Source organism: Nocardiopsis sp. YSL2 (genome assembly GCF_030555055.1).
Lineage (GTDB): Bacteria > Actinomycetota > Actinomycetes > Streptosporangiales > Streptosporangiaceae > Nocardiopsis.
The window spans coordinates 4968810-4981540 of the sequence record NZ_JAMOAO010000001.1; the positions used below are offsets into that span (position 1 = coordinate 4968810).

Below are 12731 nucleotides of genomic sequence, written 5' to 3' on the forward strand. Positions count from 1 at the left end.
CCAACGGAGGTTCCATGGGCGCGTGCGTGTTCTGTCTGATCCGCGACGGCGAGGCCGCGCACAGCCTCGTCCACTCCGACGACCTGGTGCTGGCGTTCATGGACCTGTACCCGGTCACGCCAGGGCACGTGCTGGTGGTTCCGCGCGAGCACCTGGTGGGTTTGGGCGAGATCGGTGACGAACTGGGCGGACGGCTGTGGAGCGTGGCCCGCCGCGTGGGCGAGGCCCTACGCAGGAACGCCCTGGACACAGGGAACACGGACGGGGGTTCCGGCGGACCGATCCGCTGCGAGGGCGTCAACCTGTTCCTGGCCGACGGCGAGGCGGCCGGCCAGGAGGTCTTCCACGCGCACCTGCACGTCTTTCCGCGCTATGAGGGCGACGCCTTCTCGGTGCACGCCCTGTGGCAGGAGGCCGAACGCACCGAACTCGACGGCCACGCGGCCAGGCTGCGCGCCCTGCTGCCCTGATCACGGGGACGACCGGCAGGAGCCGCGAGTGATCCGTGTCGTCCACGGTCCTCCCAGACCCGGTCACGGTGTGTGGTCGCTGGGCGCGCAACGGGCCTGACCTGGGGCGGTTGTCCGGCCGTTGATCGCAGTGATGACCGTGTCCCACGGCCACCTTCGCGCATGGAGGGTGACGTGGGGAGCACGGTCGTCGCGGTTCAGGAACGGGCGGCGGTGAGGAAGGCGTCCCACGCGGTGGAGGGGACGGGCAGGTGGTCCCCATCGGGGTTCTTCGGGTCTTGGTCGGCCGCGCCGCAGGGCAGGTCGGCGACCTCAGCGAGGGAGGGGACGCTGACCGCGGCGACGGGGGTGTCGGCGCCCGGGTGACGGGTCTTCCTCTGCTCGCCGCACGCAGGCGTGGGGGTCGAATGACGTTGTGTCATCGAGTTGTGGCACTCTCTGGTCCATGGTTTCCCCTGACTCACACCACCTTGCCCCCGCATCCGGAGCCCCGGGGCGTACTCCACGACCCTGGGCCCGTATCGGAGCACTGACCATCGTCGCTGGTGGCCGGCGTACTGATGGCCGTGTGGGGTCTGACGGCGCCCTTCCGTGTGCCCGACTTCGTCGCGCAGACCGACGGCGGCGGATCCATGACCTTCGAGGTCGCCGAGGATGAGCAGGAGGAGTGGGAGCTCTGGAGCACCGACCACGACACCTTCTCCTGCTTGCACTACGGTCCCTCCGGGGAGCGCGTCGACAACGTCATCACGGGAATCGTGTACGAGACCGATGAGCTCTGGATGTTCTCGCGTCCGCTGGACACGTCCGAGCCCGGGACCCACACCGTGGTCTGCGGGGAGCCATCCGACATCAGCCACGGTGTGGCGCGTGCCGGAACGATGGACGCCACGTACAACCGGCGCATCGTCGGGGTGATCGGTGGAGCCGCGCTCGGGCTGGTCGGCCTCGTCGCCGGGGCGGTCATGGTCGTCGTCGGCCGAAGGGCCGCCCGCCCCGCGAAGTGACCGTCGACCGAAGCGGGATGCGGGGAAGGTCTCGAGGACGTGGCTCTGGGCCAGTCAATGGACGATCCGTGGACCCGAAGTGCAGCCGACCGGCCGACGCGCCGGCCTCGTGCCAAGCCCGTACTGCTCGGTGAACGTCCTGAGGGTGCGGTCCCGCGCGCTGTCGGGCGCGCGGGAGTTCTGCGGCACGGGGCATCCCTGAAACGCGCGGCGGTCGGGGGCACCGCGAACTCGGCTTCGTCGTGATCCCGGTTTCGCGGGCATGGCGGAGATCGCCGCCGCGGCTCGCCGTCTCCGTGTCGGATTCCGGGCGTGCCGCGGCCTACGTGTGCGGCGGGCGTGCGTCAGCCGGGTCCGCGTCCCTGCCCCAGGCGGCTGCCGCTCCTGGGGTTGGGCGCTCTCGCGCCGACGGGCATCGGCCCGCCGGGGCGCTGCCGGTCCGGCCGGGCGAGCCTCAGTGGTCGCAGGTCCGGCAGCGGCGGGTGGCGGACCGCTGGGTGTTGCCCGCGGTGGCCTGGAGGGGCGAGGTGGTGCTGATGCGTTGCCACACCTTCGGGTCGGGGGCGTCGATCCAGCCCCAGAGCGGCGCACTGACCTTCGAGTCGGACTGGTGGCTGCAACCGTTACGGTGGGCCACACCCCGCAGGGAGATCAGGATCGCGTCCCTGGACGGGTGCCGGCTCACGGTCGAGAAGGGAGTCCCCGTCCCACTGGGACCGATGTAGTCCCGGGGCAGCGCGCAGGCGCAGCCCTCGCCGATGGGGAGTTCACAGAAATCACAGCGCTTCATTCTCCTACTGTGCACCCTCTCTATGACGATTCTGCAGCTTTCCGCCGTGAATCTGTCATGAATTCGAAATCCCGACCCCGATCCTGGCTTTCCGCAGGCGACTTCCGCGCCTCGGGAAGGCGTACCACCGTTCAGAAGACCGCTGGGTTCGGGGCGGGATCCGCCGCCTCCCGGGCCTGGGTGAGATATCACTCCGTCCCAGGGCTTGCCCCGCCTTCGGTGGCTCTTCTCGCTCCCAGGAACGGAAAGGCGAGGTCGGGGCGGTCGGCGGCCGGTGTCGGTCCGGGGCGGTAGGTTCCTGGCGACACTTCCCCCGAACCGAGGAATCAGCATGAGCACACCGCAGCCCTGTCACGTCGTGTACTGCGAGGGGTGGGAGAGCGAGCCGGGCCGCGCGGTGGGCGTGCTGGACACCGCCACCGCGCGTGAACGCGACAGCGTCGGCGCGCAGTACGCCGTGCTCGTCGAGGACGCGGACGGCGCTCCGCTGGTCCTGCTGGAGATCTCCTGGACCCACGGGCACTGCGGGGTCTGGCTGTTCGACGCCGAGGGCCGACGGCGCACCCACCACCGCTACACGCGTGAGGAGGACGGCGGGCTCGCGCTCAGCCACAGCCGGCACTGGGCCGCGCCCGACTCCGCGGACGCGGCCGTGGGCCGGGTCCCGCTCCTGCGGAGCGTCGAGGTGCTCGGCGGGAACTGGTCCGTCTACCGCGACGAGTTCGTCAACGGAGGGTACGCCTCCTCCCACCAGTGGCTGGAGGAGGACCTGGCGGCCATCACCAGCCGCTCCCTCCCCGGATTCGGCCGGTGGGAGGCGCTCGTGGCGCTGCACCCCCGCCTGTCCGAGGCTGGCGTGGAACTGCGTGACGCCGGTGTCGAACCGGATCGCGACCCGGTCTGGGCCCCCTGGGCGCCGCCGGGTCCGCTGGCCCCGCTCGGTGTCGACGGGCTCTTCCAGCCTGGGCGGCGCTACCGGGACGCACACGACCGTCGACCGGGCACCGTGGAGGTGCACGACGCCGGGACCCTCGTCCTGCCCACGGGGCGGGTGCTGCTGGGGTTCGCAGGGCCGAGTCAGGCCCTGGCGGTCCCGCTCCCGGTGGGGGAGCACCCCGTGCGGGTGTCCGTTCTGCGCTCGACCGGTCCCGGGGAGGAGTTCGCCGTGGTGGCGGGTCTGCGCATCGACGTCGCCGACCTGGCGGGGGTCCCCGTCCACGCGTGGGAGATGGCGCTGCGCCCGGACGAGAGCCTGGACGAGCTGCGCGAGGGGCAGTTCCACGGGACGGCCGTGGACCGCGACAGCGGCCTCATCAGCGTGGGCGACGCGGCGTGCATGCCACACCTCTCCGAGCTGCTGACCGACCCCGACCACCACCCCGACCTCGTCATCGGCTACACGCAGCGGGAACGGGAGGCGCTGGCCGACCGGGAGCGGGAACTGCGGGAGGCCGCCCAGGCCTTCCTGGACGCTCCCGGCACCGTGACCGGGCAGGCCTTCGCGGAGGCGATCAGTCCCTCCCTGGATCAGGAACTGGATTTCCGGCCGGCGATGTACGTGCTGTTGCGCCTGGCGCACGGCGTCGTCCACACGAGCGACCCCGGCCCCGCCCGGTTCGCCGCGCCCGGGGAGCGGTCCCGTGACTCCGGCCCGTGGACCAGGACCCTGAGCGAGCCCGTCACCGGCGGGAACCTGGTGACGGCCTTCATCGGTGACGGCGTGAGCTCCTGCCCGGCGTGGCTGGGCAGGGCCGCCGACGGCCGGGTCGCGGCCCTGCTCGTCGACACCCTGGCGGTCGACCGGCCCGCCCAGTACTGATCCGCGTTCCCGCGCGGGCGGCCCCGGGCCCGGGCCCGGGGCCGGTAGCGGACCGGGGCCGGGCGTCAGACCAGCCGGTCCAGCACCCCGGGCAGGTCGCGGGTGTGGGCCACGGTCAGTCGGCGGGTGGCGCGGGTGACGGCGACGTAGAGGTCGTTGGCGCCGCGCGGCTGCTCCCACACGTGGTCCGGCTCCACGACCACCACGGAGTCGAACTCCAGCCCCTTGGACTCGGTCGCGGTCACCACGACGACGGGGTTCTCCAGGGTGTCGCGCCCGGGTCCCCCGCCGTAGGGCCGCCCCGCGTCGGGAAGGGCGGCCGCCACGGCCGCCACGTCCCGGTCGGCCGTGATCACCGCGACCCGGCCCTCCCCGATCGCCCCCAGCTCCTCGGCCACCACCGCGGGCAGCGACGCGGCCAGCGGTCCGGTCAGGCGCACGGCGCGGGGCGGGTCGCCCTCCTCGCGCACCGACTCGGGCACCTCCTCGTCCGGGGCCGCCGCACGCAGCACGTCCGCGGCCGCGAGCATGATCGGCGCGGGTGTGCGGTAGTTGACCCGTAGCCGCTCCACGTGCAGGTTCGCTCCCACGAAGGGCTCCAGCGCGTCGAGCCACGATCGGGCGCCCGCGGCGCTGCCGGTCTGGGCGACGTCGCCCACCACCGTCAGGGAACGGGTCGGCACCCGGCGCATCACCGCGCGCCAGGCCATCGGTGACAGCTCCTGCGCCTCGTCCACGATGACGTGGCCGTAGGTCCACTCCCGGTCCTGGCCCGCGCGTTCGGCTGTGGTGAGCTCGGGTCCGGTGTCGCGGTGGCGCTCGGCCAGGACCCGGGCGTCCAGCAGGGGATCGTCGGCCCCGGTGAACTCCAGCACCCCCTGGGCGTAGCGCTCCTCCTCCGCCTCCCGCGCCGCGCGGCGGCGCTCCCGGGCCCGTTCGGCGCTGTCGTCGTAGCCCAGGATGTCGGCGGTCTCGTCCAGCAGGGGCACGTCCTCGACCGTCCACGGGGCGTCGGCCGCGCGCGCCAGTGCCCGGCGCTCGTCCTCGGACAGGCCGGCCCGGGCGCCCACGCGGTCGAGCGCCTCGGCGTCGGCGAACAGCTCCGACAGCAGGTGCTCGGGTGTCAGCGGGGGCCACAGGGCGTCGACGGCCGCGCGGACCGCGTCCACGAACCAGAGCCGCTCGCCGATGAAGGGCAGGTCCTCCTCCTCAGCGGGTCGTCCGAGCAGGACGGACTCCGCCCGCGCCAGCTCGCGGAGCAGGGTGGTGACGGCGTACTTGCGCGCCGCGTTGTGCGGCAGGCGCAGGCCCCGCGCGGTCGCGATCACCTGTGCGGCGGTCTCGGCGGGAACGGCGAGGACGCCCGCGTCGGTGCGTACCCGCAGCTCGTCGTCGCCGAACGCCTCCAGCGGCGTGCGCTGGCGGTCCAGGACGGCGGCGCGCACGAGGTCGGCCATGCGCGGGGAGCCCTTGACGCGTGCGACGGCGTGCGGGTCGTGGTCGCGGGCCTCCACGCCGGGGAAGAGTTCGCCCACGGTGCGCATCACCACGTCGGTCTCCCCGAGGGAGGGGAGCACATCGCCGACGTAGCGCAGGAACGCCGGGTTGGGTCCGACCACGAGGACGCCGCGGCGCTCCAGGACGTGGCGGTGGGTGTAGAGCAGGTAGGCGGCGCGGTGCAGGGCGGCCACGGTCTTGCCGGTGCCCGGCCCGCCCTGGACGACGAGCACCCCGGCCAGCCGTGCACGGATGACGCGGTCCTGCTCGGCCTGGATGGTGGCCACGATGTCGGCCATCCGACCGGTCCGGCCGCGGCGCAGCGAGGCGAGCAGCGCGGCCTCGCCGACCAGCTGGTGCCGGTCGCTCTCGGTCAGGCCGTCGGGGTCGAACACCTCGTCGTCCAGGCCGATGACGCGTCGGTGGCGTACGCGCAGGTGGCGTCGGCGGGCGAGGCCGGCGGCGTCACTCGGGGTGGCGGCGTAGAACGGGCGGGCGGCCGGGGCCCGCCAGTCGACGAGGATGGTCTCGTGCTCGGCGTCGCGGAGTCCGATCCGACCGACGTAGAGCGTCTCCGGCTCTGCGGCGAGGTCGACGCGGCCGAAGCACAGCCCCTCCTCGACCGCGCCGAGCCGGGCCCGCCGCCGGGCCTGCTCGTAGGAGCGCGCCTCGCGTTCCACCAGGGCGGCGAATCCGCCGCGGTCCTGCAGGTGCGCGGCGGCGAGCTGGTCGGCGGTGTACTCCCGCAGTTCGTCCAGGCGCGCGTACATCGCGCTGACCCTCGTCTGCTCGTAGGCGAGGGCCTCCTGTTCCGGTGAGGGTGACCCCGGTTGACGACTCTCCATCAAGGTGATATCCTTGCCGCAGTAAGCTGTGGGTGCACTGAAGAACTGTGCTGAGTGCCTGAGCTTACCACCCGCCGGGACGCGATCCCACGGGGCCTCGGCGAGGCGGTCACCGCCGGCCGGACCGGCACCGCGGCGACCGCGGATCATCCGTCGGCCAGGCCGATCCGCTCCAGCGTCCGCCCGGTGCGCTCATCCTCCTGCGCGAGGAACACGGCGAACTCCTCCCCGGCCAGATAGGCGTCGGTCCACCTGTTGCGCGCCAGGCGCTCCTCCCACTCCGGTGACGCGTGCACCCGCTCCACGAGATCCAGCAGCCACGTGAGATCGTCCTCGCCCAGTCCGGGCGGGGCCAGCAGCCCGCGCCAGTTCATGAACTCCAGGTCGATCCCGGCCTCCAGCAGTGTCGGGGCGTCCATCCCCGGATCCGCTTCGGCCCCCGTCACCGCCAGGACCCGCAGCTGGCCCGAGTCGATCGCCGCGCGCTGCTCACTGGGGCCCGCCGCGGCGAAGTCGAGCGCGTGGCCCATCAGGGCGGCCTGCATCGGGCCGCCGCCGTCATAGGAGCGGTAGACCACGGCGGCCGGGTCGATGCCCAGTTCCTCCGCGAGCAGCATGGTCACCAGGTGGTCGGGGCCCGCGGGGGTCGAGCCGCCGCCGATCCGTATCGCTCCCGGGTCCGACCGCCAGGCGCTCACCAGGTCGTCGATGGAGGCGTACTCGGAGTCGGCCGGGACCATCAGCGCCTCGGGCTCCTCGATCAGGCGGGCCACGGGGGTGGCCTCGGTGACCGAGTCCGCGGCGGTGTCGACGTGGGTGTTGGCCACCAGGCCCAGCCCCATCTGCAGCAGCAGGTCCGCCGACCCCTGCTCGTAGACCAGCCGGGCCAGCGCGGCGGTCCCCGTGCTACCCGCCAGGTTGAAGACGGTGATGTCGGAGACCGCGCCGATCTCCTCGATCACGGACGCCAGGGTCCGGGCGGTGTGGTCGAACCCGCCGCCGGGCGGGGTCGGCACCATGATCCGCAGCGTGTCCTGGCGCCCCGGCTCCTGGCAGCCCGCCAGCGGCAGCGCCAGTCCGGCGGCCCCTCCGGCGGACAGGACGGCGCGGCGGCTCGGCCCGCGCCGACCCGCCGTCCCCCTGCGCTCGTCCACCCCGCCCGTCACTTCCTGTCGTCGTGGTCAGTCCCGCGGCGGAACCCGGCCATCGGAGCCGGGCCCGGATCCGGGCGCCGTCGCGGACCCGGCCCTGTCCTGCGGCTCCCCCTGGGAACCGCTCTCTGACCCGGTCCCCGAGTCCGCCCCGGCGGCCGGTCCGACCCGCGTGCGCCGCCGACGCAGGACGCGCACCAGGGCCGGGAGCATCGACAGCACGGCCACCGCCAGCAGCCCCGCCGAGATCGGCTCGGTGAGGAACACCGACCACTCGCCGTTGGAGATCTGCAGCGCCCGCCGCATGTTCGTCTCCATCAGCCCGCCCAGGATCAGACCCAGGATCAGCGGCGCGGCCGGGAAGTCGTTGCGGCGCATCAGGAACCCGATCGCGCCGAACGCGGCCAGCAGGCCCAGGTCGAACACGCTGAAGCTCAGCCCGTAGACGCCTACCACGCAGAATACGACGACCAGCGGGATCAGCATCGTCCTGGGTGTGTTGAGCACCTTGGCGAACAACGGGATGAGCGGCAGGTTGAGGATGAGCAGCACCACACTGCCGATGTACATCGAGGCGACCACGCCCCAGAACATGTCCGGGTTCTCCGACAGCATCATCGGGCCCGGCTGCACACCGAGCACCATCAGCGCGCCCAGCAGGATCGCCGTCGTGCCCGAGCCCGGTACGCCCAGGGTCATCAGCGGGACGAACGATCCCACGGCCGCCGCGTTGTTGGCCGCCTCCGGCGCGGCCACTCCCTTCGGGTTGCCCTGCCCGAACGTGTCGCCGTCCCGGGCGATCTTCTTCTCCATCGAGTACGACAGGAAGGAGGCGACCGTGGCCCCCGCACCCGGCAGGACACCGGTGAAGAAGCCCAGCACCGACGAGCGCAGCGCGGGCGGGGTGATCCGGCCCAGCTCGCGGCGGGACAGCCGCAGCGAGGTCACGCCCTTGCGCACACCGCCCTTGCCGCGCTGGTTGAGCATGACCAGCACCTCGGCCAGCGCGAACACGCCCAGCGCGACGATGAGGAACTCCACGCCCTCGTACAGCTCGGGCAGGTCGAACGTGAAGCGGACGATCGCCGTCTGCGAGTCGATGCCCACCAGGGCGATCATCACCCCGACCACGGCCGCGATCAGTCCCTTGACCAGGTTGCGCCCGCCCAGGGACACCACCGCGGTCAGCCCCAGCACCATCAGCGCGAAGTACTCCACCGGGCCGAAGCTGACGGCGAACGAGGCCAGGCTCGGAGCGATCGCCATCAGCCCCACGACGCTGATGGTGCCGCCGACGAACGAGCAGATGGCCGCGATCGCCAGGGCCTTGCCCGCCTGGCCCTTGAGGGCCATCGGGTAGCCGTCGAAGGAGGTGGCGACCGTCCCGGCCACGCCCGGGGCGTTGAGCAGGATGGACGAGGTCGATCCGCCGAAGATCGCCCCGTAGTACACCCCCGCCAGCATGATGATCGCCGACGTGGGGTCCATGCCGTAGGCGATGGGGATCATCAGCGCGATCGCGCTCATCGGCCCCAGGCCGGGCAGCATGCCGATGATCGTTCCGGCCAGCACGCCGATGAAGACGTAGAGCAGGTTCTCCGGCGTCAGCGCGATGCCGAAGCCGTACATGAGTTGGTCGAGCATGCCCATGAGAGGGTTTCCTTGGTCTCAGGTCAGAAGGGAAGCGGGCCGCTCGGCAGCGTCACGTCCAGGCCCCACGTCATTCCCGCGTAGAACGCGATCGGCAGGGTGAGGGCGACCACGGCGTTGACCAGGTGTCGGCGGTAGCCGAGGTACCAGGTCATCGATCCCAGGTACAGGGCGGTGGACAGGATGAAGCCCAGGAGCTCGAAGACGGCGATGTAGGCGACCAGGGCGCCGACGAACAGGCCGATCTCCAGCCGGGGGTCGTCGAGGCGGCCCAGCCGGGGCTCACCGCCCTCCGGCGCCCCTTCCGCGGGCTCGTCCGATGTCTCCGCCGTCGCCGGCGCGCCCTCCTCCTCCGGTCGGCGCTGGAGGAACAGCAGGACCGCCAGGACCAGCAGTGCCACGCCCAGCCAGCGCGGCAGGGTGGAGGGCTGGACCGGGACGCTCACCGCCGTGTAGTCGGGCATCTGGAAGGCCAGTGCGAGGTAGCCGATCGCGAACAGGGCGACCGCGACACCGAGCGTGCGCGGCGAGAACCGGAACGCCCGCTCGGGCAGGATCGGTGTGCGCGGCGTCCAGGCCCTCCGGGGGCGGCTCCGGGCCGCCCCCTCCGCGGGCGCGCCGCCGCGGCGCGCGGTGGTGTTCTCACTCACTGGAGACCGACCTCGGTCAGGATCTGGGCGAACTCGTCGCGCGTGTCGTCCAGGAACGCGCCGAACTCCTCGCTGTCCTGGTAGGCGTCCGTCCAGCCCAGGCGGGCGGACTCGGTCTGCCAGGCCTCGGTCTCCATCAGGTCGGCGAACAGGGTCTCGTAGTAGGCGACCTGGGCCTCGTTCAGGTCCGACGGGGCCATGACGCCGCGCCAGATGTCGAAGGTGAAGTCGACGTCCTGCTCGACCAGCGTCGGCACGTCCGCGACGGCGTCGACGCGCTCCTCCGAGGAGACGCCCACCGCGCGCACGTCGCCGGACTCCAGCATGCCCAGTGCCTCGCCGACGCCCACCACGGCCGCGTCCACGTGACCGCCCAGGAGTGAGGTCAGGGCCTCGCCGCCGCCGTCGAAGGGGATGTAGTTGGCCCGGGTCGCGTCGGCTCCGGCGGCCTCCAGGGCACCGGCCAGGGCGACGTGGTCCATGCTGCCCGGCCCCGATCCGCCGCCGACGCTGAAGTCGCCGGACCCGGCCTGGGCGGCCAGGTCGTCGAAGGTCTCGACGTCGGAGTCGGCGGGCACGAGGTAGACCATGTAGTCGGTCGCCAGGCGGGCGATCGGGGTGAAGTCCTGGTGGTCGTAGTCGGAGTCCCCGGCCATCGGCACCAGCAGGATGGGCGGGCTCGTCACGAACAGCTTGTGCGGGTCCCCGGCGTTGTTGGCGATGTAGCCCCAACCGATCGCGCCGCCCGCACCGGGCTTGTTGACCACCTGGACGGAATCGTCCACCAGCTCTTCCTCCTCCAGCAGGCGGGCGCTGGTGCGGGCGAGCGTGTCCCATCCGCCGCCGGTGGCGGCCGGAGCGGTGATCTCGATGGCCTGGGTCGGCGACCAGGTACCGTCCTCGGCGACGGCGCCCTCATCGGTGCCGCCGCAGGCGGCGAGCACGAGCGGCAGGGCGGCGCCGACGGCGGCCGCGCGGACCATCAGGGATCGGCGGGACGTGCCCGATCCGGGGACACTGGGACTGACGTGCGACTTCGTGATGCGGAGCATGATTTCTCCGTAGGGGATGCGGCCGGGTATGTTCCGGTTGGCGTGTGAGGCAACGCACAGGCAAGCAGAGGGAAACACGGGTGAAAAGTGTTGTGTCGTTTGTGCGGGCAATGGTCGTAAGGAACGTTGTGGTCGTTGTGATCACAGGGGCGCCGACGGCGGTCGACCGATGAGGTTCGGGGCGCCGCGAACGACACTGGCCGGGCAGTTCCTCGCACTGCAGCTCGGCATCGTCGTGATCGTGCTGGTCATGGTCGCCGCGGTGTCCCTGGCCCAGTCCGACGCCCGCCTGCGCCAGACCGAGAGCCGCCGTATGCTCTCGGTCGCCGAGAGCACCGCCGCGCGCGACATCGTCCGCGCCGGCCTGGAGGCCGACGGGAGGATGGAGGTCCTGGCGCCGACGGCCGAGAGCGTGCGCGTGCTCTCCAGCGCCGACCACCTGGTCATCCACGACAGCGGGGGCGAGGCCCTGACCCTGGACCCCGGGCCCGGCGACGGCGGGCCCCGGAGCGAGCCCGGCATCACCTCGGCGCTCGGGGGCCGTGCCTGGACCGGTGTGACCGAGATCGAGGGAAACCGCGCCGTGGCGGCGGCCGTCCCGGTCATCGGGGACGGCGGAACCATCCTCGGCGTCGTCCTGGCGGGCGTGGACTACCCCGGGGCCGGCGAACTCCTGGTCCTGGCCACCCCCAACCTGCTGGTGTACCTGGGCATCGCCAGCGTGCTCGGCGTGGCCGGATCCCTGCTGCTGTCGCGCCGCGTCAAACGCCAGACCCTGGGCCTGGAACCCGACCAGATCGCCCGCCTCGTGGAACACCGCGAGGCGATGCTGCACGGCATCAAGGAGGGCGTCCTGGGACTGGACGCCGAGCACCGCGTCACCCTGGCCAACGACGCCGCCGTCCGCCTGCTCGGCCTGCCCCCCGACTGTGTCGGCTCCAGCCTCGCCGAGCTGGGGGTGGGCGGTGAACTGGAGGACGTCCTGCTGGGCCGGGTCCAGGGACGCGACACGGTCGTCGCCCTGGGGGACCGGCTGGTGGCCCTGAACCGCATGCCCCTGGTCACCGACGGGCGCCCCGCGGGATCGGTGACCACCATGCGCGACCGCACCGACCTGGTCGAACTCCAGCACGAACTGGACACGAGCCAGACCACCACCGAGACCCTGCGCGCCCAGGCCCACGAGTTCAGCAACCGGCTGCACGTCATCTCCGGGCTGCTGGAGCTGCGGGAGTACGGGGAGGCCGCCAAGTACGTCAGCCAGGTCGGCGGTGCCCGTGCCCAGCTCAGCGCCGACGTCACCGGCCGGGTCAACGACCCCTCCCTGGCCGCGCTGCTCATCGCCAAGACCAGCCTGGCCGACGAGCAGCGCACCCGGCTGCGGGTCTCCCCGGGGACCCGGCTGGAACCGGTGTCGGAGGAGCTGTCCGACGACCTGGTCACGGTCGTGGCCAACCTGGTCGACAACGCCCTGGACGCCGTCGCCCCGACCGCCGGAGGCGCCGAGCGCCCCTGGGTGGAGGTGGAGGTCGTCGGCGGCGGAGGCGACCCGGTCCGGGTGGCCGTCACCGACTCCGGCCCCGGCGTGCCCACCGAACTCGCCGGCGAGGTGTTCCAGCACGGCTACACGACCAAGGGCGGAGCCGGGCGCAAGCGCGGCCTGGGACTGGCCATCGTCGGCCTGGTCTGCGCGCGGCGCGGCGGGACGGCGACCGTCACGGGCTCGCAGTTCACCGCCGTCCTGCACGAGACCCCGCCCGGGTCCGAGGGGGAGCACTGATGCCGACCACCCCGGGCCGA

Annotated in this window: 11 protein-coding genes; 4 read left to right on the top strand and 7 right to left on the bottom strand. The window is 72.6% G+C overall.

All coding sequences use genetic code 11. The features are described from left to right. Positions 1-14 precede the first annotated feature (14 nt). Complete coding sequence (locus M1P99_RS21935; RefSeq protein WP_304454463.1) at positions 15-470, top strand: HIT family protein; 456 nt, start codon at positions 15-17, stop codon at positions 468-470. 197 nt (positions 471-667) lie between these two features. On the opposite strand, the gene M1P99_RS21940 is transcribed toward M1P99_RS21935, so the two are convergent. Beyond that, positions 668-892, bottom strand: coding sequence for a DUF397 domain-containing protein (locus tag M1P99_RS21940; RefSeq protein WP_304454464.1), 225 nt, complete (start codon positions 890-892; stop codon positions 668-670). A gap of 123 nt (positions 893-1015) precedes the next feature. On the opposite strand from M1P99_RS21940, the gene M1P99_RS21945 reads away from it, so the two are divergent. Beyond that, positions 1016-1477, top strand: a complete 462-nt coding sequence (locus M1P99_RS21945; RefSeq protein WP_304454465.1) for a hypothetical protein — start codon at positions 1016-1018, stop codon at positions 1475-1477. 454 nt (positions 1478-1931) lie between these two features. Here the strand turns inward: M1P99_RS21945 and M1P99_RS21950 are convergent, their stop codons facing one another. Further along, entirely contained in the window at positions 1932-2267 is a 336-nt protein-coding gene (locus M1P99_RS21950; RefSeq protein WP_304454466.1) for a hypothetical protein, read from the bottom strand. Between the two features lie 331 nt (positions 2268-2598). Here M1P99_RS21950 and M1P99_RS21955 point away from each other — a divergent pair, with 331 nt between their 5' ends. Then, a complete protein-coding gene (locus tag M1P99_RS21955) occupies positions 2599-4086 on the top strand; it encodes a DUF4241 domain-containing protein (protein ID WP_304454467.1) in 1488 nt (495 codons plus the stop codon). Between the two features lie 65 nt (positions 4087-4151). Here the strand turns inward: M1P99_RS21955 and M1P99_RS21960 are convergent, their stop codons facing one another. The 5 genes from M1P99_RS21960 to M1P99_RS21980 form a co-directional block, all read right to left on the bottom strand. Then, complete coding sequence (locus tag M1P99_RS21960; protein ID WP_304454468.1) at positions 4152-6428, bottom strand: ATP-binding domain-containing protein; 2277 nt, start codon at positions 6426-6428, stop codon at positions 4152-4154. A 146-nt stretch (positions 6429-6574) separates the two neighbouring features. After that, the gene (locus M1P99_RS21965; RefSeq protein WP_304454469.1) at positions 6575-7582 is read right to left on the bottom strand and encodes a tripartite tricarboxylate transporter substrate binding protein; all 1008 of its coding nucleotides are present in this window, start codon (positions 7580-7582) and stop codon (positions 6575-6577) included. 27 nt (positions 7583-7609) lie between these two features. Then, a complete protein-coding gene (locus M1P99_RS21970; protein WP_304454470.1) occupies positions 7610-9229 on the bottom strand; it encodes a tripartite tricarboxylate transporter permease in 1620 nt (539 codons plus the stop codon). Positions 9230-9252: 23 nt separating this feature from the next. Further along, a complete protein-coding gene (locus M1P99_RS21975) occupies positions 9253-9879 on the bottom strand; it encodes a tripartite tricarboxylate transporter TctB family protein (protein ID WP_304454471.1) in 627 nt (208 codons plus the stop codon). Continuing rightward, positions 9876-10931, bottom strand: coding sequence for a tripartite tricarboxylate transporter substrate binding protein (locus M1P99_RS21980; RefSeq protein ID WP_304454472.1), 1056 nt, complete (start codon positions 10929-10931; stop codon positions 9876-9878). The genes M1P99_RS21975 and M1P99_RS21980 overlap by 4 nt, the downstream gene beginning before the upstream one ends. Positions 10932-11100: 169 nt before the next feature. Here M1P99_RS21980 and M1P99_RS21985 point away from each other — a divergent pair, with 169 nt between their 5' ends. After that, complete coding sequence (locus tag M1P99_RS21985) at positions 11101-12711, top strand: ATP-binding protein (RefSeq protein WP_304454473.1); 1611 nt, start codon at positions 11101-11103, stop codon at positions 12709-12711. Positions 12712-12731: the final 20 nt, after the last annotated feature.

Excerpts from the sequence above, each read along its gene's own strand:
- M1P99_RS21935 (WP_304454463.1), top strand. The coding sequence starts at position 15 with ATGGGCGCGTGCGTGTTCTGTCTGATCCGCGACGGCGAGGCCGCGCAC.
- M1P99_RS21985 (WP_304454473.1), top strand. The coding sequence starts at position 11,101 with ATGAGGTTCGGGGCGCCGCGAACGACACTGGCCGGGCAGTTCCTCGCA.
- M1P99_RS21980 (WP_304454472.1), bottom strand. The coding sequence starts at position 10,931 with ATGCTCCGCATCACGAAGTCGCACGTCAGTCCCAGTGTCCCCGGATCG.
- M1P99_RS21970 (WP_304454470.1), bottom strand. The coding sequence starts at position 9,229 with ATGGGCATGCTCGACCAACTCATGTACGGCTTCGGCATCGCGCTGACG.
- M1P99_RS21960 (WP_304454468.1), bottom strand. The coding sequence starts at position 6,428 with ATGGAGAGTCGTCAACCGGGGTCACCCTCACCGGAACAGGAGGCCCTC.
- M1P99_RS21955 (WP_304454467.1), top strand. The coding sequence starts at position 2,599 with ATGAGCACACCGCAGCCCTGTCACGTCGTGTACTGCGAGGGGTGGGAG.
- M1P99_RS21950 (WP_304454466.1), bottom strand. The coding sequence starts at position 2,267 with ATGAAGCGCTGTGATTTCTGTGAACTCCCCATCGGCGAGGGCTGCGCC.
- M1P99_RS21940 (WP_304454464.1), bottom strand. The coding sequence starts at position 892 with ATGACACAACGTCATTCGACCCCCACGCCTGCGTGCGGCGAGCAGAGG.